The 21,383-nt window shown below is 59.9% G+C and carries 18 protein-coding genes; 13 read left to right on the top strand and 5 right to left on the bottom strand.

The annotated features are described in order from the left end of the window. Nucleotides 1-34: 34 nt before the first annotated feature. A complete protein-coding gene (locus ACA074_RS27925; RefSeq protein WP_187677161.1) occupies nucleotides 35-1,486 on the bottom strand; it encodes an alanine/glycine:cation symporter family protein in 1,452 nt (483 codons plus the stop codon). A gap of 608 nt (nucleotides 1,487-2,094) precedes the next feature. Further along, the gene (aspA, locus tag ACA074_RS27920) at nucleotides 2,095-3,519 is read right to left on the bottom strand and encodes an aspartate ammonia-lyase (protein ID WP_187677160.1); all 1,425 of its coding nucleotides are present in this window, start codon (nucleotides 3,517-3,519) and stop codon (nucleotides 2,095-2,097) included. 180 nt (nucleotides 3,520-3,699) lie between these two features. Here aspA and ACA074_RS27915 point away from each other — a divergent pair, with 180 nt between their 5' ends. Next, nucleotides 3,700-4,608 carry a LysR substrate-binding domain-containing protein gene (locus ACA074_RS27915; protein ID WP_497678164.1) on the top strand — a complete coding sequence of 303 codons (909 nt, stop codon included), beginning with the start codon at nucleotides 3,700-3,702 and terminating at the stop codon, nucleotides 4,606-4,608. An 85-nt stretch (nucleotides 4,609-4,693) separates the two neighbouring features. Here ACA074_RS27915 and ACA074_RS27910 read toward each other — a convergent pair whose 3' ends face one another. Next, nucleotides 4,694-5,665: an IS110 family RNA-guided transposase gene (locus ACA074_RS27910; RefSeq protein WP_497657519.1), complete on the bottom strand. Its 972-nt coding sequence runs from the start codon at nucleotides 5,663-5,665 to the stop codon at nucleotides 4,694-4,696. A gap of 476 nt (nucleotides 5,666-6,141) precedes the next feature. Between ACA074_RS27910 and purE the strand changes: the two genes are divergently transcribed. From purE to ACA074_RS27890, 4 genes are all read left to right on the top strand, one after another. After that, on the top strand, nucleotides 6,142-6,633 hold the full coding sequence (gene purE / locus ACA074_RS27905) for a 5-(carboxyamino)imidazole ribonucleotide mutase (RefSeq protein ID WP_095081226.1): 492 nt from the start codon (nucleotides 6,142-6,144) through the stop codon (nucleotides 6,631-6,633). Nucleotides 6,634-6,643: 10 nt separating this feature from the next. Then, nucleotides 6,644-7,726, top strand: coding sequence for a 5-(carboxyamino)imidazole ribonucleotide synthase (locus ACA074_RS27900; RefSeq protein WP_489880205.1), 1,083 nt, complete (start codon nucleotides 6,644-6,646; stop codon nucleotides 7,724-7,726). Between the two features lie 112 nt (nucleotides 7,727-7,838). Continuing rightward, a complete protein-coding gene (locus tag ACA074_RS27895) occupies nucleotides 7,839-8,084 on the top strand; it encodes a GlsB/YeaQ/YmgE family stress response membrane protein (protein ID WP_187677158.1) in 246 nt (81 codons plus the stop codon). A gap of 90 nt (nucleotides 8,085-8,174) precedes the next feature. Then, complete coding sequence (locus tag ACA074_RS27890; RefSeq protein WP_187677157.1) at nucleotides 8,175-8,711, top strand: DUF3299 domain-containing protein; 537 nt, start codon at nucleotides 8,175-8,177, stop codon at nucleotides 8,709-8,711. Nucleotides 8,712-8,883: 172 nt separating this feature from the next. Here ACA074_RS27890 and ACA074_RS27885 read toward each other — a convergent pair whose 3' ends face one another. Together ACA074_RS27885 and ACA074_RS27880 are read right to left on the bottom strand one after the other, a co-directional pair. Then, on the bottom strand, nucleotides 8,884-9,783 hold the full coding sequence (locus ACA074_RS27885; RefSeq protein WP_497678163.1) for a D-hexose-6-phosphate mutarotase: 900 nt from the start codon (nucleotides 9,781-9,783) through the stop codon (nucleotides 8,884-8,886). A 58-nt stretch (nucleotides 9,784-9,841) separates the two neighbouring features. Beyond that, nucleotides 9,842-10,246: an acyl-CoA thioesterase gene (locus ACA074_RS27880; RefSeq protein ID WP_003229628.1), complete on the bottom strand. Its 405-nt coding sequence runs from the start codon at nucleotides 10,244-10,246 to the stop codon at nucleotides 9,842-9,844. 375 nt (nucleotides 10,247-10,621) lie between these two features. On the opposite strand from ACA074_RS27880, the gene ACA074_RS27875 reads away from it, so the two are divergent. The 8 genes from ACA074_RS27875 to ACA074_RS27840 all read left to right on the top strand — a co-directional run bounded on the left by ACA074_RS27875 (nucleotide 10,622) and on the right by ACA074_RS27840 (nucleotide 21,242). Then, entirely contained in the window at nucleotides 10,622-11,920 is a 1,299-nt protein-coding gene (locus tag ACA074_RS27875) for an MFS transporter (RefSeq protein WP_497678162.1), read from the top strand. Between the two features lie 233 nt (nucleotides 11,921-12,153). Then, on the top strand, nucleotides 12,154-13,152 hold the full coding sequence (locus ACA074_RS27870; protein ID WP_095137738.1) for a phosphate ABC transporter substrate-binding protein PstS: 999 nt from the start codon (nucleotides 12,154-12,156) through the stop codon (nucleotides 13,150-13,152). Nucleotides 13,153-13,574: 422 nt separating this feature from the next. Further along, nucleotides 13,575-15,608, top strand: coding sequence for an ABC transporter permease subunit (locus ACA074_RS27865; protein ID WP_401271903.1), 2,034 nt, complete (start codon nucleotides 13,575-13,577; stop codon nucleotides 15,606-15,608). A gap of 16 nt (nucleotides 15,609-15,624) precedes the next feature. Further along, entirely contained in the window at nucleotides 15,625-17,295 is a 1,671-nt protein-coding gene (gene pstA / locus ACA074_RS27860) for a phosphate ABC transporter permease PstA (protein WP_497678161.1), read from the top strand. 132 nt (nucleotides 17,296-17,427) lie between these two features. Beyond that, entirely contained in the window at nucleotides 17,428-18,261 is an 834-nt protein-coding gene (gene pstB / locus ACA074_RS27855) for a phosphate ABC transporter ATP-binding protein PstB (RefSeq protein ID WP_187677153.1), read from the top strand. A 72-nt stretch (nucleotides 18,262-18,333) separates the two neighbouring features. Continuing rightward, nucleotides 18,334-19,095 (top strand): phosphate signaling complex protein PhoU, encoded by a 762-nt coding sequence (gene phoU, locus ACA074_RS27850; RefSeq protein WP_007954334.1) that lies wholly within the window; start codon nucleotides 18,334-18,336, stop codon nucleotides 19,093-19,095. Nucleotides 19,096-19,261: 166 nt separating this feature from the next. Beyond that, the gene (locus ACA074_RS27845) at nucleotides 19,262-20,218 is read left to right on the top strand and encodes a response regulator (RefSeq protein WP_187677152.1); all 957 of its coding nucleotides are present in this window, start codon (nucleotides 19,262-19,264) and stop codon (nucleotides 20,216-20,218) included. Nucleotides 20,219-20,345: 127 nt separating this feature from the next. After that, nucleotides 20,346-21,242, top strand: coding sequence for a peptidoglycan DD-metalloendopeptidase family protein (locus tag ACA074_RS27840; protein ID WP_187677151.1), 897 nt, complete (start codon nucleotides 20,346-20,348; stop codon nucleotides 21,240-21,242). The last annotated feature ends 141 nt before the right edge of the window (nucleotides 21,243-21,383 follow it).

Here is a 21,383-nt window from a genome sequence, read left to right as displayed (position 1 = left end):
GACGGGCGCAGAGGATGCGCCCGTCATTTACCCATCAGCGTTGCGCTGCGGGTACGCCTTGCGGCTCGGCGCAAGTATTGCCGGCAGCGGCAGGCGGGTTGGCCGGCCAGGCTTTGCGGTCGAGGTCCAGATCCGGGAATTTGCTCGAATCGAACACCGGGGTCTTGATGCCGGCAGCACGCTGATCATCGTAGTCACGCAGGATGCGCATGCCGACCTTGAACAGCAGGAACAGCGCGATCAGGTTGACGAAGGCCAGCATGGTCATGGTGATGTCGGCGAAGGCGAACACGGTGCCGAGGTTTTCGATGGCACCCCAGAAGATCAATACCAGTACCAGTGCGCGGTAGCCGATCAGCGCCTTGCGGTTTTCACCGATCAGGAAACGCAGGTTGCTCTCGCCCAAATAGTAGTTGTAGAGGATCGAGGTGAACACGAACAACGCCAGCGCCACCGAGATGAACATCCGGCCCCATTCACCGACCACGGCGGCCAGCGAGTTCTGGGTCAGGGCAATGCCGTCGCCTTCGAAACCCGGGGTGTAGAAACCGGAGAGCAGGATCAACAACGCGGTGCAGGTGCAGATCACGAAAGTGTCGAGGAACACGCTGAATGCCTGAACCACACCTTGTGCCACCGGGTGCTCGACCGAAGCCACCGCCGCCACGTTCGGCGCACTGCCCAAACCGGCTTCGTTGGCGAACACGCCACGCTTCACGCCCATGACAATCGCGCTGCCGATCAGGCCGCCGAAAGCCTGGTCGAGACCGAAGGCGCTCTTGACGATGGTCATCAGCATGGCTGGAACGTGGTCGAATTGCAGCACGATCACGTAGAGGGTCACGCCGATGTAGACCAGGGTTTTCACCGGCACCAGCAGGTCAGCGACCTTGGCGATGCGCTTGATCCCGCCGATGAACACCAGACCCAGCAGTACCGCCAGCGCGAGGCCGGTGTAAGTGGTGTCGAGGCCGAAGGCGTTGTTCAGCGAGTGAGTCACGGCGTGGGCTTGCAGGCCGTTGAAGGCGAAACCGAAGGTCACCAGCAACAGGAACGCCATGACCATACCCAACCAGCGCTTCTGCAAGCCGTGCTGAATGTAGTAGGACGGGCCGCCACGGAAGGTGCCGTCTGAATCAGTGCGTTTGTACAGCTGACCGAGGGAGCACTCGAAGAAGCTGCTGGACATGCCGACCAGTGCGGTTACCCACATCCAGAACACCGCACCTGGCCCACCAAGGGTCACGGCGATGCCGACACCGGCGATGTTGCCTGCACCAACGCGGCCGGCGAGGCTGAGCATCAGGGCCTGGAACGAGCTGAGCTGCCCGGCGCTGCTTTTCAGGCTGTCGCGGAACACCGCGAACATGTGGAAAAAGTGACGCAATTGAACGAAACGCGAGCGAATCGTGAAGTAGCTACCGAGCCCGACAATGAGCACGATCAGTACTTTCCCTGAGAGGAAGTCGTTAATGACTTCGAGCATGGATTTTTCCTCGCTGTTTTTTGTGTAAGCAAATGCTGGATGTTCGGAAACATCGCGTTACACCGGTTTGCGCGCGGCACAACAGGTGGGGCGAAGGTTTCGTCCCGGTTCCATTTCGCGGGTTTGTTATTAGTTCGGGTTTCGCATGGGTTATGGCCTCGTTACCGACGACCGCTCACGCGAAGAGGGGCGGCACTATACCGATCAGTGGCGCGCCCGTCTGCACGGTAGTGGTGCAAGCGACGAAACGAAGCTTTGAAACACCCGGCGTTACCGGCGCCGGGCTTGTGTGGGAACTGCTTTTTTGTTGACGCAAACCCTGTGGCGAGGGGATTCATCCCCGATCGGCTGCGAAGCAGTCGCAAAACCATTCGGCGCGGTGCACCGGATACATTGCGATTGCAGTTTTTGGGGCCGCTTCGCGACCCATCGGGGATGAATCCCCTCGCCACAAGGGCTCACCTCCACATGAAGCAATCCCCAGACATACGGGTCTCAGGATCAGAAAGTTAAAAAAAAGGGCCTGGGGACTGATCCCCAGGCCCTCAAAAGGTGAGAGGTGTCTAGTCCCTCGACCTGGTGAGCGGTGCTACAAACAACACGTCGGTTCAGCCTTTGAGCGGAACCAGACGCGGAGCAATCATGTTTTCCGGGCGCAGAATGTCGGCGAGACTGGCTTCGTCGAGCAGACCTTCTTCGCGCACCAGTTCCAGCACGCCGCGGCCGCTTTCAAGGGCGATACGGGCGATGCGGGTGGCGTTTTTGTAGCCGATGTACGGGTTCAGCGCGGTGACCAGACCGATCGAGTGTTCGACCAGTTCGCGGCAGCGGGCTTCGTTGGCAGTGATGCCGACAATGCAGTGCTCGCGCAGCATGTCCATGGCGCGTTGCAGCAGGCGGATCGAGTCGAAGATCTTGAACGCGATCAGCGGCTCCATCACGTTCAGTTGCAACTGGCCGCCTTCAGCCGCCATGGTCAGCGCCAAGTCGTTACCGATGACCTGGAAAGCCACCTGGTTAACGGCTTCCGGGATCACCGGGTTGACCTTGCCGGGCATGATCGAGCTGCCTGGCTGACGCGCCGGCAGGTTGATTTCGTTGATGCCGGTGCGTGGGCCGCTGGACAGCAGGCGCAAGTCGTTGCAGATCTTCGACAGCTTGACCGCGGTGCGCTTGAGCATGCCGGAGAACAGGACGAAGGCACCCATGTCGGAGGTGGCTTCGATCAGGTCGGCTGCCGGTACCACCGGTTGACCGCTGATCAGCGCCAGACGCTGTACAGCCAAGGCCTGATAACGCGGGTCGGCGTTAATGCCGGTACCGATCGCGGTGCCACCCAGGTTCACTTCAGTCAGCAGTTCCGGGGCCAGCGTCTTCAGACGGGCCAGGTCTTCGCCCATGGTGGTGGCGAAAGCACGGAACTCCTGGCCGAGGGTCATCGGCACAGCGTCTTGCAACTGGGTACGGCCCATTTTCAGGACGTGATCGAATTCTTTGCCCTTGGCCGCGAATGCCTGAATCAGGCTGTCGAGGCTGGCCAGCAGGGTGTCGTGACCCAACAGCAGACCCAGGCGGATGGCCGTCGGGTAGGCGTCGTTGGTCGACTGCGCCATGTTCACGTCGTCGTTCGGGTGCAGGTACTGGTACTCGCCTTTCTGGTGACCCATCGCTTCGAGCGCAATGTTGGCGATCACTTCGTTGGCGTTCATGTTGGTGGAAGTACCGGCGCCACCTTGAATCATGTCGACCACGAACTCTTCGTGGAAATCACCGCGGATCAATCGGGCACAGGCTTCGCTGATGGCAGCGTGCTTGGCTTCGCTCAGGTGACCCAACTCACGGTTGGCGTCAGCGGCGGCCTGTTTGACCATCGCCAGACCGACAACCAGTTTCGGGTAATGCGAAATCGGAACGCCCGAGAGGCGGAAGTTGTTCACCGCTCGCAGGGTCTGGATGCCGTAATACGCTTGAGCCGGTACTTCGAGGGCGCCAAGCAGGTCGTTTTCTGTGCGGAAAGATGCAGCGGAGGACATGATAGAAATCATCTCGATATGGACCCGGTCGATGCCGGAACGCTGCGAATGCTAGGCTTGTGGGAAATTTTGGGCCAATGCTGTTCAGCACTGACCTATGCACATTCGGCATAATGCCCGTGTGACGCCGCGTGCGCGGCAGACGTGTGACCTGTTTTGGTGCGTGTCCGGGAGGACGTGATGAATCTGGAAAGCAAATGGCTCGAGGACTTCAGTGCTCTGGCCGCCACCCGCAGCTTCTCGAAGGCCGCCGAACGGCGCTTCGTGACCCAGCCGGCCTTCAGTCGGCGGATACGCAGCCTGGAAGCCGCGCTGGGGCTGACATTGGTCAACCGCTCGCGCACGCCAGTCGAGCTGACGGCGGCGGGGCAATTGTTTCTGGTGACCGCGCGCACCGTGGTCGAACAGCTCGGTGAAGTGCTGCGCCATCTGCATCATCTGGAGGGCGGGCAGGGCGAGGTGATGCAGGTTGCCGCCGCTCACTCCCTGGCACTGGGTTTTTTCCCGCGTTGGATCGCGCAGTTGCGCAATGAAGGCCTGAACATCGCCACGCGACTGGTGGCGACCAACGTCGGTGACGCCGTGCACGCACTGCGCGAAGGTGGCTGCGACTTGATGCTGGCGTTCTACGACCCGGACGCGGCGATGCAGATGGACCCGGAAATTTTCCCGTCACTGCATTTGGGCCAGACCGAGATGCTCCCGGTGTGCGCGGCGGATGCCGATGGCAAGCCGCTGTTCGATCTGGAAGGTGACGCCAGCGTGCCGTTGCTGGCGTACAGCGCCGGGGCGTTTCTCGGACGTTCGGTGAATGGTTTGCTGCGTCAGCGACAGCTGCGCTTTACCACGATCTATGAAACCGCGATGGCCGACAGCCTGAAGAGCATGGCGCTGGAAGGCCTCGGGATTGCCTGGGTGCCGCAGTTGAGCGTGCGTGCCGAACTGGCCCGGGGCGAACTCGTCGTATGCGGCGGCCCGCAATGGCATGTGCCGCTGGAGATTCGTCTGTACCGCTGCGCGCTGGTGCGCAAGGCCAACGTGCGGTTGTTGTGGCGCAAGCTCGAAGGTGGCGCCGCCCAAGCTTCCTGATGGATGGTGTCTGGGGGAAAAGATCGCAGCCTTCGGCAGCTCCTACATGTTGAAGTGCGTTTCCCTGTAGATACCGTCTTGCCCCTCATCGGGCAAGGGCAATTTTCGGGTCAAATGGCTGGCCCGATTTAAGAACGGCGTAGACAAAATGTAGGAGTTTGCGCATCGCTGCACAGATGATTTGCTTGGGGGCCTTGCCGTTGGCCTTCAAGCGGTCCTTCATGGCGATGATTGCCTTGTTGTGCTTCAGTGCAACCAACCCAGGCATGTATAGACCCGCCCGAACGCGAGCCGATCCGATTCTCGAAATCACTGTTCTGCCTTTGAACTTTCCCGAGTCCTGCAGCTTTGGGTTCAACCCGGCGGCAGCGACCAGCTTGCGAGGGTCGTCATATTTACGCAGGTCGCCCAACTCGGCCAGCAGCCGCTCAAGGGTTTTCTGGCCGATACCGTCGATGGTCACGATCAAGTCGCGCATTTGGCGCATGTCTGGATCATCGTCGATGTGTTTTTTGATTGCTTTGTGAGTTTCAACGATCTCTTTCTCGATGTGACGCAGCACAGAGTTGATCGAGTCTTTGACCTTTTCGTCGGACACATCCAGGCGATTGAGCTCCATTTGCTCCATTTCCTGAAGGTCATCCAAGCGACGTACCATCGCCTTTAGCTGACGATATTTCAGCGGCTCTGGAGCCCAAAGCTGAAGCTTTTCAGCCTTTTCCCGAGCAAAGTCAGCGATCAATTTGGCGTCGCTTTTGTCGGTTTTGATCCGGCGCAGCTCGCTGTCAGCGTAAGCGTGGGTCGTAGCCGGATTGACGACGCAGACCCGGTAACCCTTGTTGTAGACGAACTCGGCAAGTTCCAGGTGATAAACGCTGGTGGCTTCCATCACGATCAGAGCTGTAGGCTCGACCTGCTTGTTCAGCCAGGCGTCAAACTCTTTGAAACCTTTTGAGTCGTTAGCCAGTTTGGCCTTGGTTTTGTGCTTGCCGTTTGGCAGGTGAGTGGCAATATCAAAGGTATTTTTAGCGACATCGACGCCGACGAAATTGGACATGACCGTTTCTCCATTAATCCGTTTTCGATCATCACTGCACTCTGTCCAACCTTGCGAATGCGGGCTCTCGCCAGAGACGGGCCCAAGATACCGTTCGAACTATACGAGTGAGTGTGGAGGGCTGGAGCACGATCTACATCACAGGCAAAAAGCCTAAGGAGCTGCACGGCTTCCAAGTCCCTCCCTCGATGATCAGTCGAGAACTATCGCTCCTGACGGAGCGATAGTCGAGATACAAGGAGCTGCCGAAGGCTGCGATCTTTTGATCTTTTTGGCTGACCTTCAAGTCAATAAAACCGGGCTTTTGCGGCAGATGACAGATGGTCGTGACGGGGGCTGTTTATTGCTTTCTTTGCGGTATACTGCGCGGCCTTCGGCCGGTACGTCCGGCCATTTTTCCTACAACAAGCCACGCATTCTGCGTGGCTTGTTGTTTTTGACGCGCCTGCGGGCGCCCAGAGAGAAGAGGCGCGACGATGAGTGCACTGGTTGGCGTGATCATGGGCTCCAAGTCCGATTGGTCCACCCTTAGCCACACCGCCGATATGCTGGAAAAGCTCGGCATCCCGTACGAGGTCAAGGTGGTCTCTGCCCACCGCACCCCGGATTTGCTGTTCCAGTACGCCGAAGAGGCTGAAAGCCGCGGCATCGAGGTGATTATCGCCGGTGCCGGCGGCGCAGCCCACTTGCCAGGCATGTGTGCGGCCAAGACCCACCTGCCGGTGCTGGGTGTTCCGGTGCAATCGTCGATGCTCTCGGGCGTCGATTCGCTGCTGTCGATCGTGCAGATGCCGGCCGGTATTCCGGTCGCCACCCTGGCCATCGGCAAAGCGGGCGCGATCAACGCCGCCCTGCTCTCGGCGAGCATCCTCGGCGCCAAGCATCCACAGTTCCACGCGGTACTGAAAACCTTCCGTGCCGAGCAGACAGACAGCGTCCTGGACAATCCAGACCCACGTATTGCCTGAGGTTGTTGAGATGAAGATCGGTGTAATCGGTGGCGGCCAGTTGGGTCGCATGTTGGCCTTGGCGGGCACCCCGCTGGGCATGAACTTCGCTTTCCTCGACCCTGCGCCGGACGCTTGCGCCGCTGCGCTGGGCGAACACCTGCGGGCCGATTACGGCGATCAGGATCATCTGCGTCAACTGGCTGATGAAGTCGATCTGGTGACCTTCGAGTTCGAAAGCGTCCCGGCTGAAACCGTGGCGTTCCTTTCGCAATTCGTGCCGGTTTATCCGAGCGCCGAAGCCCTGCGCATTGCTCGCGACCGCTGGTTCGAAAAGAGCATGTTCAAGGATCTGGGGATTCCGACCCCGGCCTTTGCCGACATCCAGTCGCAAGCCGATCTGGATGCCGCCGTAGCCTCGATCGGTCTGCCGGCCGTGCTGAAAACCCGCACCCTGGGTTACGACGGCAAGGGCCAGAAAGTCCTGCGCAAACCCGAAGACGTGGTCGGCACCTTCGCCGAGCTCGGCAGCGTGGCCTGCCTGCTGGAAGGCTTCGTGCCGTTCACTGGTGAAGTCTCACTGATCGCCGTTCGCGCTCGCGATGGCGAAACCAAGTTCTACCCGTTGGTTCACAACACCCACGACAGCGGCATCCTCAAGCTCTCTGTGGCCAGCACCGATCACCCGTTGCAGGCCTTGGCCGAAGACTATTCCAGCCGCGTGCTCAAGCAACTGGATTACGTCGGCGTGATGGCGTTCGAGTTCTTTGAAGTCGACGGCGGCCTCAAGGCCAACGAAATCGCCCCGCGCGTGCACAACTCCGGGCACTGGACCACTGAAGGTGCCGAGTGCAGCCAGTTTGAAAACCATCTGCGTGCCGTTGCCGGTCTGCCGCTGGGTTCGACGGCCAAGGTCGGCGAGAGCGCGATGCTCAACTTTATCGGTGTGGTGCCGCCGGTAGAGAAGGTCATCGCCATCGAAGACTGCCATCTGCACCACTACGGCAAGGCCTTCAAGGCCGGGCGCAAGGTCGGTCACGCCAACCTGCGCTGCGCCGACAAGGCCACGCTCCAGGCGCAGATTCTCAAGGTCCAGGCGCTGATCGCCGAGTAAAACAGTTTCATGTGGCAGCGGCGGAACCATTCAGGGGCCGCCGTTCTCTGATGGCAGGATGCCAAAGTCTGTCTAGGCTTTGGCATAGCCAATTCACACAGAGGGAAATGCCATGGGAATTATCGGAACCATCTTTATCGGCTTGATCGTCGGCCTGCTGGCTCGGTTCCTGAAACCGGGCGATGACAGCATGGGCTGGATCATGACCATCCTGCTCGGTATCGGCGGTTCGCTGGCAGCCACCTACGGCGGCCAGGCCCTGGGCATCTATCGGGCGGGCGAGGGCGCAGGTTTCATCGGCGCACTGGTTGGCGCGATCGTGTTGCTGGTGATCTACGGCCTGATCAAAAAGAAGTGATCCAAAGCGACAAAGCCCTCTCTGCCAATCGGGCGGGGAGGGCTAGAATGCTCGGCGATTTATAGTCCTTTCCTTTGTCCGAGCACCTTCATGCGCCGTCTTCTGTTGACTCTCCTTTTCCTGGGCAGCGGTTTGGCCCACGCCGGCGAACTGCCGGAAACCGACTGGCTCGAACTGATGCCCAAGTCGGATCAAAAGGCCCTGGAGGCCATGCCCGACATCGACCACAACTCCCCGGAAGCCACCGGCACCTTCACCGAGAAGGGCGGGATGAAACAGGCCAAAGGTCTGCCGGCGGTGATGTACTCGACCAAAACCGTGGCGTCGATGAACGACAAGCACATCCGCATCGGTGGTTATCCGGTGCCGCTGGAATCCGATGCCAAGGGTCGCAGCACCCTGTTTTTCCTGGTGCCGTACCCGGGCGCGTGTATCCACGTGCCGCCACCGCCGCCGAATCAACTGGTACTGGTGCGCTATCCGAAGGGGCTGAAGCTGGAAGACATCTACACGCCGCTGTGGGTGACCGGCACGCTGAAGGTCGAAAAGGTCAGCAACGATCTGGCTGACGCGGCGTATGCGCTGGAGGCGGACAAGGTGCGGGTGGTGCAGGAGTCCGATCTCTAGGACCTACACAAATTAACTGTAGGAGTGAGCTTTTGTGGTGAGGGGATTTATCCCCGATAGGTCGCGAAGCGGCCCCGGCTGTTCAAATCAAGAGTCGGGGACTGCTGCGCAGTCCATCGGGGATAAATCCCCTCGCCACAAAGGCTCGCTTCCATGAGTTATCTGGTTTGGGTTAGAGCGGTTTGCTGCCGATGCTGACACCCATGGTATGGCTCGCACCCGGCGCCAGACTCACCACATCATCCATCACATTCGCCGTCTCGATGCACAGCATGCGTTGCCAGCCATCGTTATCCATATCGCTGAGCGCGGCCGCACGGTCGATCCACGGGTTCCAGATCACCGCAGTGCGCGAGCCCGTGCTGGTGAGGACAATGCGCCGCTCCCACGTCGGGTCGACGATGCTCAGCTGCGGCGGGGCGTCGAGGTAGATGCGGTCGGTTTCGCCGGCAAAATGCAGGTCGCCTGTCTGGGCGTTGGTCTTCCAGTCGTCCAGGGTCTCGATGTAATTCAAACCGTCCACACCTTCGACATGCACATGGCGCACATCGCTGACGGCGAAGTAGGTGTGCAACGCCTGGCTGAGGCTGACAGTGTCGCCGCCACGGTTATGGCTGGTCAGGCTGAGGTGCAACTGATCGTCCAGACGCAGGGTCAGGGTCAGATCGACCTGATGCGGCCAGCCCGGCAGACCGCCTTCAGGGTAGGGCAGTTTGAACTCGACCTTGAGGCCATCGCCTTCGGCTTCTATGCCGCCCAGCTCCCAATCCATCGCCCGCACAAGACCGTGCGCGGGTGCGGGTTGCTCACCGGTGTACATGGCCTGGACGTTCTGCGGGTTGCGTTCGAATTTGCCGAACCACGGCCAGCACACCGGCACGCCAGCACGGATGCTCTTACCGGTCTTGAACTCGGCCTTGTCGTTGAGCCAGATGATCGGCGGCTGGCCGTCAACCTGATAACTGAGGATGTGCGCGCCTTGCTGGGCTACCAGCACTTCGGCCTGACCGTGGCGGATGCGCCAGCAGTTCAGTTCATCCAGTTTCACGGCTTCAACGTTGGGCGTGTTCATGGGACAGCTCTCGATCAGACACTTGGGACAACTATCGACCGTGAAACGGCCGTGAGGTTTAGCGTGCGCGCGGCGGAACCGACCGGGTGCGACCACTGCCGTCGATGGCGACGAAGACAAACACCGCTTCGGTCACTTTACGCCACTCGCTGGACAACGGATCGTCGCTCCACACTTCGACCATCATCTGGATCGAGCTGCGGCCGATTTCCAGGGTCTGGGTATAGAAGGACAACTGCGCGCCAACGGCGACCGGAACCAGGAACGCCATGCGGTCGATAGCGACGGTGGCCACGCGGCCTCCGGCGACACGGCTGGCCATCGCGGTGCCGGCCAAATCCATCTGTGCCACCAGCCAGCCGCCGAAAATATCGCCAAAGCCGTTGGTTTCACGCGGGAGAGCGGTGATTTGCAGGGCCAGGTCGCCTTGCGGGATTGGATCTTCTTGTTCGAGCTCTATCATGCCGGGGGTGCCTCTGACCCGTGACTCTTGTTGGTATTGCTGGTGGTAGCCGTCTTCAGGAAAAACGATTCAGCACCGAACATACTACGTTCGTCACGTCTTCCATAAGGCGCCTAAAGGGAAACTCTGCGAAACCGGCTGCTCCGTTCAAAGGGCGGGCCAACGACGTTTTCGCACAGCAACCCCCTACAAACCGGGGCAAGGTTGCGAGTATATCGGTCGGTAGACTCCGCGACGACCACCCGGTTCTGATTTTGACCGTCAAATACGCGCCTCTATGTGCTTTTTCGAACAATTTGCTATGGTGCCGAACCTGCCAAAGCTCCAGCCAGCGTTGTTGGAGTCGCAGATCCGCCTATAAGAGAAGCCCTTGCCATGACCACAGCGCCTTCGAGCCTCGCGCAGCCCGACCAACCCGCACGACCATTGACCCGCAATGACTACAAGACTCTGTCGCTATCGGCCCTGGGCGGTGCGCTGGAGTTTTACGATTTCATCATCTTCGTATTCTTCGCCACCGTGGTCGGCAAGTTGTTCTTTCCGGCCGACATGCCTGAGTGGCTGCGCCTGATGCAGACCTTCGGCATCTTTGCCGCCGGTTACCTTGCGCGGCCGCTGGGCGGCATTGTCATGGCGCACTTCGGCGACCTGCTGGGGCGCAAGAAAATGTTCACCCTGAGCATCTTCATGATGGCCGTGCCGACCCTGATCATGGGTCTGCTGCCGACGTATGCGCAGATCGGCATGTGGGCGCCGATCCTTTTACTGCTGATGCGGGTGATTCAAGGCGCGGCGATTGGCGGTGAAGTACCGGGGGCATGGGTCTTCGTTTCCGAACATGTCCCGCAGAAGCACATGGGCTACGCCTGCGGCACCCTGACCAGCGGCCTGACCGCCGGAATTCTGCTCGGCTCGCTGGTCGCCACGGCGATCAACAGCATCTATACGCCGACCGAGGTTGCGGATTACGCCTGGCGGATTCCGTTCCTGCTCGGTGGCGTGTTCGGTCTGTTCTCGGTTTACCTGCGCCGCTGGCTGCACGAAACCCCGGTGTTTGCCGAGCTGCAACTGCGCAAGGCGCTGGCCGAAGAAGTGCCGCTGCGCGCGGTGCTGCGTGACCATCGCGGGGCGATTGCGATCTCGATGCTGCTGACCTGGCTGCTGTCGGCCGGGATCGTCGTAGTCATTCTGATGACCCCGACTGTGCTGCAAACCGTTTACCACTTCTCGCCGACCACCGCGCTGCAATCCAACAGCCTGGCGATCGTGTTCCTGAGCTTCGGTTGCATCATTTCCGGTGCGCTGGCGGATCGCTTTGGCGCCGGCCGGGTGTTTGTGTTCGGTTGCCTGGGCTTGCTGATCAGCTCCTGGACCTTCTATCACAGCCTCGCCGATCACCCGAACTGGCTGTTCCCGCTGTATGCGTTGACCGGTTTGCTGGTCGGCACCATTGGTGCGGTGCCCTACGTGATGGTCAAGGCGTTCCCGCCGGTGGTGCGTTTCAGTGGGTTGTCGTTTTCTTACAACGTGGCGTACGCAATCTTCGGTGGCCTGACGCCGATGGTGGTAAGCCTGCTGCTGAGAGAAAGCCCGATGGGCCCGGCCTACTACGTGGCAGTGCTGTGTGCGATGGGGATTCTGGTGGGGGCGTGGCTCTGGAAGAAGGGTCGCTGATCCGAAATCTCCTCAGTAGTCACGGCCATTTCGCGAGCAGGCTCGCTCCCACATTGGAATGCATTTCAAACGGTGGGAGCGAGCCTGCTCGCGAATGGGGGCACCACGAATCATCCAGTAAAACCTTGGATGCTGGCCTTTCATCCAATTGTCATATTTCAGCCATAGAGTGTTCACACGGCCTGCTGATACTTGGCCCCGACTTAACACACCCTATCTGCTAGGAGTAAGGCATGAAACTGAAGCGTTTGATGGCGGCAATGACTTTTGTCGCTGCTGGCGTTGCGACTGCCAACGCGGTTGCCGCTGTTGACCCTGCTATCCCGAGCTACACCAAGACCACTGGTGTGTCGGGCAACCTGTCCAGCGTCGGCTCCGATACCCTGGCCAACCTCATGACCCTGTGGGCCGAGAACTACAAGAAAGAATACCCGAACGTAAACATCCAGATTCAGGCCGCTGGCTCCGCCACTGCGCCACCTGCGCTGACTGAAGGCACTTCGAACCTCGGCCCGATGAGCCGCAAGATGAAGGACACCGAACTGGCGGCCTTCGAACAGAAGTACGGCTACAAGCCAACCGCAATCCCGGTTGCCGTGGATGCCCTGGCTGTCTTCGTACACAAGGACAACCCGATCCAGCACCTGACCATGGAACAGGTTGACGCGATCTTCTCGTCCACCCGTCTGTGCGGCGCCAAAGCCGACGTGAAAACCTGGGGTGAGCTGGGTGTAACCGGTGACCTGGCCAACAAGCCAGTGCAACTGTTCGGCCGTAACTCGGTATCCGGCACTTACGGCTACTTCAAAGAAGAAGCCCTGTGCAAAGGTGACTACAAGCCAAACGTCAACGAACAACCAGGTTCGGCTTCGGTCGTGCAGTCGATCAGCTCCTCGCTGAACGGCATCGGTTACTCGGGCATCGGCTACAAGACCGCTAGCGTGAAGACCGTGCCTCTGGCCAAGAAGGGCAGCACTGACTTCATCGAAGACACCGAAGAAAACGCCCTGAACGGCAAGTACCCGCTGTCGCGTTTCCTCTACGTTTACGTCAACAAAGCCCCGAACAAGCCTCTGGCCCCGCTGGAAGCCGAGTTCGTGAAACTGGTTCTGTCCAAACAGGGCCAGGAAGTTGTAGTCAAGGACGGTTACATCCCGTTGCCAGCCAAAGTCGCTGCCAAAGCACTGGCTGACCTGGGCTTGCAAGAAGGCGCTGCAGTCGTAAAGAAGTAACAAATTGAGTCCGGGGTGAACCCCGTCGGACTCAAGTGAAAGGCCGGATCTGCCCGCAGACCGGCCTTTTACACACCTCAAATTTTCGATCCTCTGCCAGCCCCGCTGGCGGTGGATTTGCTGCGTCACTGCACTGTCATCTTTCTGTCATACAGGATCGCTAGGGTGAGCGCATGAATGATCTGGCCAATTCCCAAATGACTACTAATCCTCCCAAGCGCATTGATTTCAATACGCCTGAGCTGCAACGCAAGCGCCGCATTCGCGCGCTCAAGGATCGCTTCACTCGCTGGTACGTCCTCGTTGGCGGTCTGGCGGTGCTGGCAGCCATCACCCTGATCTTCTTCTTCCTCGCCTACGTGGTCGCGCCGTTGTTCCAGGGCGCTGACCTGGAGGCGAAAGACTCGATCACTCCAGCCTGGATGCAGGACGCCGGCAAGCCGCTGATGATTTCGCTCGAAGAGCAGAATCAGGTGGCCATGCGCGTTTCCGACAAGGGCCAGGCATTGTTCTTCGATATCGACAGTGGCGCTGAACTGAAGCGCGTCGATCTGCCGCTGCCCGCCGGTGCAACCGTGACCTCCATTGGTGAAGACCAGCCAGGTCATCCGCTGGTTGCCGTGGGTCTGTCCAACGGTCAGGCGCTGGTGTTCCGTCACACTTATAAGGTCAGCTACCCCGACGGCAAGAAAACCATCACCCCGGCCATCGAATACCCGTACGGCGAGGCGCCAATCGCGCTGAACGAAGCGGGCGGTGCGCTGGAGCATGTCAGCCTCAACGCCACCGATACGACGCTGATGCTGGTGGGTTCGACCGGTTCGCAACTCAATGTGCTGTCGCTGACCAGCGAAGAAAACATGATGACCGGCGAAGTCACCAACGAGCAGAAGCGTATCGATCTGCCGCAAATGACTGAGCCGGTTAAAAACATCTTCGTCGACCCGCGTCAGCAATGGTTGTACGTGGTCAACGGTCGTGCCCAGGCGGACGTATTCAGCCTGCGCGACAAGAGCCTCAACGGTCGCTACAAACTGCTGGAAAACGCCGATACCGAAGTCACTGCGACCACACAGCTGGTGGGCGGTATCTCGCTGATCGTCGGTGACTCCAAGGGCGGCCTGGCCCAATGGTTCATGGCCCGCGACACCGATGGTGAGCTGCGTCTGAAGCAGATCCGCACCTTCCAGATGGGCACCACGCCGATCGTTGAAATCAGCGCCGAAGAGCGTCGCAAAGGCTTCGTTGCCCTGGATGCCAGCGGCAAGCTCGGCGTGTTCCACAGCACCGCGCACCGTACTTTGCTGGTTGACCAAGTGGTCGAGGGCCCGGGCCTGTTCGGTCTGTCGCCGCGCGCCAACCGCGTGATCGTCGAGTCTGGCGGCAAGCTGCAACCGTTGCTGCTCGACAACCCGCACCCGGAAGTTTCCTGGAGCGCGCTGTGGAGCAAGGTCTGGTACGAAAACTACGACGAGCCTAAATACGTCTGGCAATCGACCGCGGCCAACACCGACTTCGAACCAAAGCTGAGCCTGTCGCCACTGACCTTCGGCACCCTGAAAGCCGCGTTCTACGCGATGCTGCTAGCCGCGCCTCTGGCCGTTGCCGCCGCGATCTACACCGCGTACTTCATGGCCCCGGGCATGCGCCGCAAGGTCAAACCGGTGATCGAACTGATGGAAGCGATGCCGACGGTGATCCTCGGTTTCTTCGCCGGTCTGTTCCTCGCGCCGTATGTCGAAGGGCATCTGCCGGGCATCTTCAGCCTGCTGATGCTGCTGCCGATCGGCATTCTGGTCGCCGGTTTCGCCTTCAGCCGTCTGCCTGAGTCGATCCGCCTGAGAGTCCCGGATGGCTGGGAAAGTGCGCTGCTGATTCCGGTGATCCTGTTTGTGGGCTGGCTGTCGCTGTACATGAGCCCGTACATGGAGAACTGGTTCTTCGGCGGCGACATGCGCATGTGGATCTCCCACGACCTGGGCATCACCTACGACCAGCGCAACGCTCTGGTGGTCGGTCTGGCCATGGGTTTTGCGGTGATCCCGAACATCTATTCGATTGCCGAAGACGCCGTGTTCAGCGTGCCGCGTGGCCTGACCCTCGGTTCGCTGGCCCTCGGTGCCACACCGTGGCAGACCATGACGCGTGTGGTGATCCTGACCGCCAGCCCGGGCATCTTCTCGGCGCTGATGATCGGCATGGGCCGTGCGGTCGGTGAAACCATGATCGTGCTGATGGCCACCGGTAACACCCCGGTCATGGAAATGAACCTGTTCGAAGGCCTGCGCACACTGGCCGCCAACGTCGCGGTGGAAATGCCGGAGTCGGAAGTCGGCGGCAGCCACTACCGCGTGCTGTTCCTCTCGGCGCTGGTGCTGCTGATGTTCACCTTCGTCATGAACACCCTGGCAGAACTGATTCGTCAGCGTCTGCGCAAGAAATACTCGTCGCTTTAAGCAAAGGTAGAAGTCTGTGAAACAGAACTCCCTGAAAGGATGGTTCAAGAGCGGCGCCCCGGGCGTCTGGATCAGCGGTGGCGCGGTGTCCATCGCGGTCATCATGACCATTGGCCTGCTGGCGGTGATTGCCGTGCGCGGTCTGGGTCACTTTTGGCCGGCGGATCTGATCCACGCCAGCTACGACGTACCGGGCCAGGCCCAGCACCTCGTGGTCGGCGAAGTGGTACAGAAGGAAGAAGTGCCCCGTGCCCGCCTGAAAAGCGCTGGTTTGCCAGTGCCGGACGAAGGCCCGGAATTCATGACCCGGGAGCTGATCAAGGTCGGCAACCGTGACCTGAACGGCAACGACTTCACCTGGATCGTCGGCGAGTGGCTGACCAACCAGAAGACGCCGCCAGAGCTGATGGCGCTGGAGCGTCGCGAGTGGGGCAACTTCTACGGCTACCTGGTCAACGTCAAACAGGACGGCAAGGTCATCGCCGAAGGCGAAGCCGCATGGCCAGAGCTGCAAGCGCGGATCAACCGTGTGAACGGCCTCGCCGCGCAGCTCAAGTCGCTGGAAAAAGTCGATATCGGCGCGATCAACGCAGGGCTGGAACGCATCCGTCTGCACAGTCGCAAACTGGAACTGGAAGGCAAACTCGACGCCACCGCGCAAGCGGACATGGAGTCCGAGCGTGCCGAGCTCAATGCCCGTTATCAGGACATCGAAGCGCGTCTGGCCGATCTGCATGCGCAGTTCAACCGCGATGCGCTGACGGCTCGCGATGCCAACGGTAAAGAGATCGAAATCGGTCTGGGCAAAGTGGTTCACGCTTACCAGCCGAACGCCATGAGCACCTTCACCAAGGTCGGTTTCTACTTCAGCAAGATCTGGGAATTCCTCTCCGACGATCCGCGTGAAGCCAACACCGAAGGCGGGATCTTCCCGGCGATTTTCGGCACCGTGATGATGACCCTCATCATGGCGATGATCGTTACCCCGTTCGGCGTACTGGCGGCGGTGTACCTGCGTGAATACGCCAAGCAGAACACCCTGACGCGGATCATCCGTATCGCGGTGAACAACCTGGCGGGCGTTCCGGCGATCGTTTACGGCGTGTTCGGTCTGGGCTTCTTTGTGTACGTGTTGGGTGGTTCGGTCGACCGCTTGTTCTTCCCCGAAGCACTGCCGGCACCGACCTTCGGTACGCCGGGCCTGCTCTGGGCTTCGTTGACCCTGGCGTTGCTGGCGGTGCCCGTGGTGATCGTGGCCACCGAAGAAGGCTTGGCGCGGATTCCTCGCACCGTGCGTGAAGGCTCGTTGGCCCTCGGCGCGACCAAGGCTGAAACCTTGTGGAAGATTGTGATCCCGATGGCCAGCCCGGCCATGATGACCGGCATGATCCTCGCCGTGGCCCGTGCCGCCGGTGAAGTGGCGCCGCTGATGCTGGTAGGTGTGGTGAAACTGGCGCCGTCGCTGCCGGTGGATGGCAACTATCCGTACCTGCACCTGGACCAGAAGATCATGCACTTGGGCTTCCACATTTATGACGTCGGGTTCCAGAGCCCGAACGTCGAAGCCGCACGCCCGCTGGTGTACGCCACGGCGCTGTTGCTGGTGCTGGTGATTGCGACACTGAACCTGTCGGCCGTTTATATCCGTAACCATCTGCGCGAGAAGTACAAAGCGCTGGATAGCTGATTTCTTATGTAGGAGTGAGCCTGCTCGCGATGGCAACACCGCGGTTTAATAGACAAACCGCAGCGCCTGAATCGCGAGCAGGCTCACTCCTACAAAAAACCGAACCGAATTTGTTAGCACAGGGAGCCTCCCATGCAGCACGAAACACATAGCCACGGCATCAACATGTCTGCCTTGGGCCGCGACAAGCAGAGCCTGAATCTTGAACAGGAAACCGTGGCCATTGAAGTCCCGGGCCTGAACCTGTTTTACGGCGATAAACAAGCGCTGTACGACGTCAGCCTGAACATCCCGAAACAGCGCGTGACTGCCTTCATCGGCCCGTCCGGCTGCGGCAAGTCCACACTGCTGCGTACCTTCAACCGTATGAACGATCTGGTTGACGGCTGCCGCGTCGAAGGCGCGATCAACCTGTACGGCAACAACATCTATCGCAAAGGCGAAGACGTTGCTGAACTGCGTCGTCGCGTCGGCATGGTGTTCCAGAAGCCCAACCCGTTCCCGAAAACCATCTACGAAAACGTGGTTTACGGTCTGCGCATTCAGGGCATCAACAAAAAGCGCATCCTCGACGAAGCCGTTGAGTGGGCGTTGAAAGGCGCGGCACTGTGGGACGAAGTCAAAGACCGTCTGCACGAGTCCGCACTCGGTCTGTCCGGTGGTCAGCAGCAGCGTCTGGTGATCGCCCGCACCATCGCGGTTGAGCCGGAAGTGCTGCTGCTCGACGAACCGTGCTCGGCCCTCGACCCGATCTCGACCCTGAAGGTTGAAGAGCTGATCTACGAGCTGAAATCCAAGTTCACCATCGTTATCGTGACCCACAACATGCAGCAGGCGGCGCGGGTGTCCGACTACACGGCGTTCATGTATATGGGCAAACTGGTGGAATTCGGCGACACCGATACCCTGTTCACCAATCCGGCGAAGAAGCAGACCGAAGACTACATCACTGGTCGCTATGGCTAACAGTTGCGGGTTATTCACAGAATTTGATGCTGCGGCCCACCGCACCTTACCGGACGCTCCAAGGACGCCAACATGATTAGTAAAGAAGGCCTTACCCACCACATCTCCGCGCAGTTCAACGCCGAGCTTGAGGAAGTGCGCAGCCACCTCCTGGCCATGGGCGGGCTGGTGGAGAAGCAGGTCAACGACGCGGTGACCGCTCTGATCGAAGCCGACTCCGGTCTGGCTCAGCAGGTGCGCGAGATCGACGACCAGATCAATCAGATGGAACGCAACATCGACGAAGAATGCCTGCGCATTCTGGCCCGTCGTCAGCCGGCGGCGTCTGACCTGCGGCTGATCATCAGCATCTCCAAGTCGGTGATCGACCTTGAGCGCATCGGCGACGAAGCGACCAAGATCGCCCGTCGTGCCATTCAGTTGTGTGAAGAAGGCGAAGCGCCGCGCGGTTACGTCGAGGTTCGCCACATCGGCGACCAGGTGCGCAACATGGTTCGCGATGCGCTGGACGCGTTTGCCCGTTTCGACGCCGATCTGGCCTTGTCGGTGGCGCAGTACGACAAGATCATCGACCGCGAATACAAGACCGCCCTGCGTGAGCTGGCCACCTACATGATGGAAGACCCGCGCTCTATCTCCCGGGTCTTGAGCATTATCTGGGTGCTGCGTTCGCTGGAGCGCATCGGCGACCACGCGCGCAATATCTCGGAACTGGTGATCTATCTGGTGCGCGGCACTGACGTTCGCCACATGGGCCTCAAGCGCATGAAGGAAGAAGTTGAAGGCACAAGCGGCGAAACCGCTAATGTTCCGGGCGATGCTGACGATAAGTAAGATTGCCTGAGAAAAGCGCCCGGCCCTTTGGCCGGGCGTTTTTGTTAGGGGCTTTCGAATTAAAAAGCAGCACCCGCGAACGAAAAGTCCCGGCGTGACTGAAGATTGTTGGCAATGTGCCATCAGCAAAGCGGTATGCTTGCCGGGATTTTTATAGGGGTGTTGGATGAGCAAGATCAGTGTGTTGGTCGTGGACGATGCTTCGTTCATTCGTGACCTGGTGAAAAAGTGCCTGCGTAATTACTTCCCGGGGATCCGCACCGAGGACGCCGTCAACGGTAAAAAGGCTCAGGCCATGCTGGCCAAGGAAGCGTTCGACCTGGTTCTGTGCGACTGGGAAATGCCGGAAATGTCCGGCCTCGAACTGCTGACCTGGTGCCGCGAGCAAGACAATCTCAAGACCATGCCATTCGTGATGGTCACCAGCCGTGGCGATAAGGAAAACGTGGTGCAGGCGATTCAGGCCGGCGTTTCCGGCTACGTCAGCAAACCGTTCACCAACGAGCAACTGCTGACCAAGGTCAAGCAGGCGCTGAACAAGGTCGGCAAGCTCGACACCTTGATGAACAGCGCACCGACCAAGATGAACTCGGCATTCGGCAATGACTCCCTGAGCGCGCTGACCGGCGGCAAGCCTGCCGTGGTCGGTGGTGCTCCGGCGGCCGCTGCGGTCAACCCGTTCGCCAAGCCTGCTGTTGTCGCGCCGACACCAGCCGCTGCGCCGTCTCGTGGCTTGCTCAACAGCCCGCCAGTCAAAGCGCCAACTGCCTCGGCAGCGCCTGCAGGTGGTCGTGGTCAAGGCCAGTTGCGCCTGCCAAGCGGCAATCAGCAGTGTGTGATCAAGGCCCTGAGCATCAAGGAAGCGCTGTTGGTGGTGAAACGCACCGACACCCTGCCGCAGATCCTCGACAGCGCCGTGCTCGACCTGGAGCAGGGCGACAACGCCGAAATCGCCCGCCTCAACGGTTATCTGCACGCCATCGTCGCCTTTGAGCAGAAAGCCGACAGCGACTGGCTGCAACTGACCTTCCGTTTCGTCGACCAGGACGCACAGAAGCTCGACTACATCTCCCGCCTGATCGCCCGCGGCACGGCGCAGAAGCACTTCGTTCCCGGCGCTTGATCAAAGCTTTACGCTGATCGTTCCCTTGCAGAGCGTGGGGACGATCATTTGAAACATCTGTCGACTAGCCTGGTCTGCTTCACCTGCTAGGCTCTTTCCCAGGCCTTACTTCGACAGAACCTTTGCCATGCTCGCGCGCCTGCTGTTTTTCTGTGGTCTTTTCATGGCCTCCACCTCGACTGTGGCCATGACCATTTACAAATCCACCGATGCCAACGGCGTGGTCTCGTACAGCGACCGTCCGAGCAAAGGCTCGCAGGTGTTCGTCTTTCAGGATCGGATGGTCGAACGCCTCGAGCGGCAGGTCTATCTCGACATCAAAAAGCAGAAGGGCGTCGACGTGGTGTTCGTGCGCAACGATCTGTATGCGCCGGTTGAGGTGGCACTGGCGTTTACCGAGATGAGCAATGTACGTGGCGCACCGGCTCAAACCATCCGCCGGGTGTTGCCGGCACGCAGCAATACGCGGTTAGCGTTGCTGAAGGCGATTACCGGCGGCAAACCGCTGGTGTATACGCCGCAGTTTCATTACGCCCTGGGTGACCCTGCCGGAACGGCTCAGGGCTATCGCTATCCACTGCCATGGCGTGGCGGGCCGTTCCGCTTGAGTCAGGGCGCCGAGGGCCAATACAGCCATTACGGGCCGAAGAACAAATATGCGATGGACATCGCCATGCCGGTCGGCACGCCGATCATTGCCGCGCGGGCAGGGGTTGTGGTGAAAACCGAGAATTCGCAGAGCGGACGCGGCACCGACCCTTCCGGCAACTTCGTGCGGGTGCTGCACGATGACGGCACGATGGGCGTGTACCTGCATCTCAAGCAAGGGTCTGTAAGCGTGCGCGAAGGGCAGCGGGTGGTGGTGGGCAGCCCGTTGGCGCTGTCGGGCAACACCGGCAACAGCAGCGGCCCGCACCTGCACTTTGTGGTGCAGCGCAATACCGGGTTGGGGTTGGTGTCCATCCCGTATCAGTTCAACCAGCCGCTGGGGGCGTTGCCCAACTTTGCGTTGGGCAAGCAGTAGAACCGTTAGGGGGCCGCTGTGGAGGGGCTTTTGTGGTGAGGGGATTTATCCCCGATGGACGGCGCAGCCGTCCCAAAATCATTGAAGGCATTGAGTCAGGAGTTACGCGATTGCAGATTACAGGGCCGCTCCGCGACCCAT

Source organism: Pseudomonas sp. LBUM1655 (assembly GCF_059716085.1).
The sequence above is the reverse complement of the archived record's forward strand: the minus strand, read 5'-3'. Positions and strand labels throughout refer to the sequence as shown.

Bases quoted from the DNA above. Each gene is read 5' to 3' on its own strand.
- ACA074_RS27910 (WP_497657519.1), bottom strand. From the start codon at position 5,665: ATGTCCAATTTCGTCGGCGTCGATGTCGCTAAAAATACCTTTGATATT.
- ACA074_RS27865 (WP_401271903.1), top strand. From the start codon at position 13,575: ATGCAGGACGCCGGCAAGCCGCTGATGATTTCGCTCGAAGAGCAGAAT.
- ACA074_RS27890 (WP_187677157.1), top strand. From the start codon at position 8,175: ATGCGCCGTCTTCTGTTGACTCTCCTTTTCCTGGGCAGCGGTTTGGCC.
- aspA (WP_187677160.1), bottom strand. From the start codon at position 3,519: ATGTCCTCCGCTGCATCTTTCCGCACAGAAAACGACCTGCTTGGCGCC.
- ACA074_RS27915 (WP_497678164.1), top strand. From the start codon at position 3,700: ATGAATCTGGAAAGCAAATGGCTCGAGGACTTCAGTGCTCTGGCCGCC.
- ACA074_RS27870 (WP_095137738.1), top strand. From the start codon at position 12,154: ATGAAACTGAAGCGTTTGATGGCGGCAATGACTTTTGTCGCTGCTGGC.
- ACA074_RS27845 (WP_187677152.1), top strand. From the start codon at position 19,262: ATGAGCAAGATCAGTGTGTTGGTCGTGGACGATGCTTCGTTCATTCGT.
- phoU (WP_007954334.1), top strand. From the start codon at position 18,334: ATGATTAGTAAAGAAGGCCTTACCCACCACATCTCCGCGCAGTTCAAC.
- ACA074_RS27885 (WP_497678163.1), bottom strand. From the start codon at position 9,783: ATGAACACGCCCAACGTTGAAGCCGTGAAACTGGATGAACTGAACTGC.
- ACA074_RS27900 (WP_489880205.1), top strand. From the start codon at position 6,644: ATGAAGATCGGTGTAATCGGTGGCGGCCAGTTGGGTCGCATGTTGGCC.
- ACA074_RS27925 (WP_187677161.1), bottom strand. From the start codon at position 1,486: ATGCTCGAAGTCATTAACGACTTCCTCTCAGGGAAAGTACTGATCGTG.
- ACA074_RS27880 (WP_003229628.1), bottom strand. From the start codon at position 10,246: ATGATAGAGCTCGAACAAGAAGATCCAATCCCGCAAGGCGACCTGGCC.
- purE (WP_095081226.1), top strand. From the start codon at position 6,142: ATGAGTGCACTGGTTGGCGTGATCATGGGCTCCAAGTCCGATTGGTCC.
- ACA074_RS27875 (WP_497678162.1), top strand. From the start codon at position 10,622: ATGACCACAGCGCCTTCGAGCCTCGCGCAGCCCGACCAACCCGCACGA.
- ACA074_RS27895 (WP_187677158.1), top strand. From the start codon at position 7,839: ATGGGAATTATCGGAACCATCTTTATCGGCTTGATCGTCGGCCTGCTG.
- ACA074_RS27840 (WP_187677151.1), top strand. From the start codon at position 20,346: ATGCTCGCGCGCCTGCTGTTTTTCTGTGGTCTTTTCATGGCCTCCACC.
- pstB (WP_187677153.1), top strand. From the start codon at position 17,428: ATGCAGCACGAAACACATAGCCACGGCATCAACATGTCTGCCTTGGGC.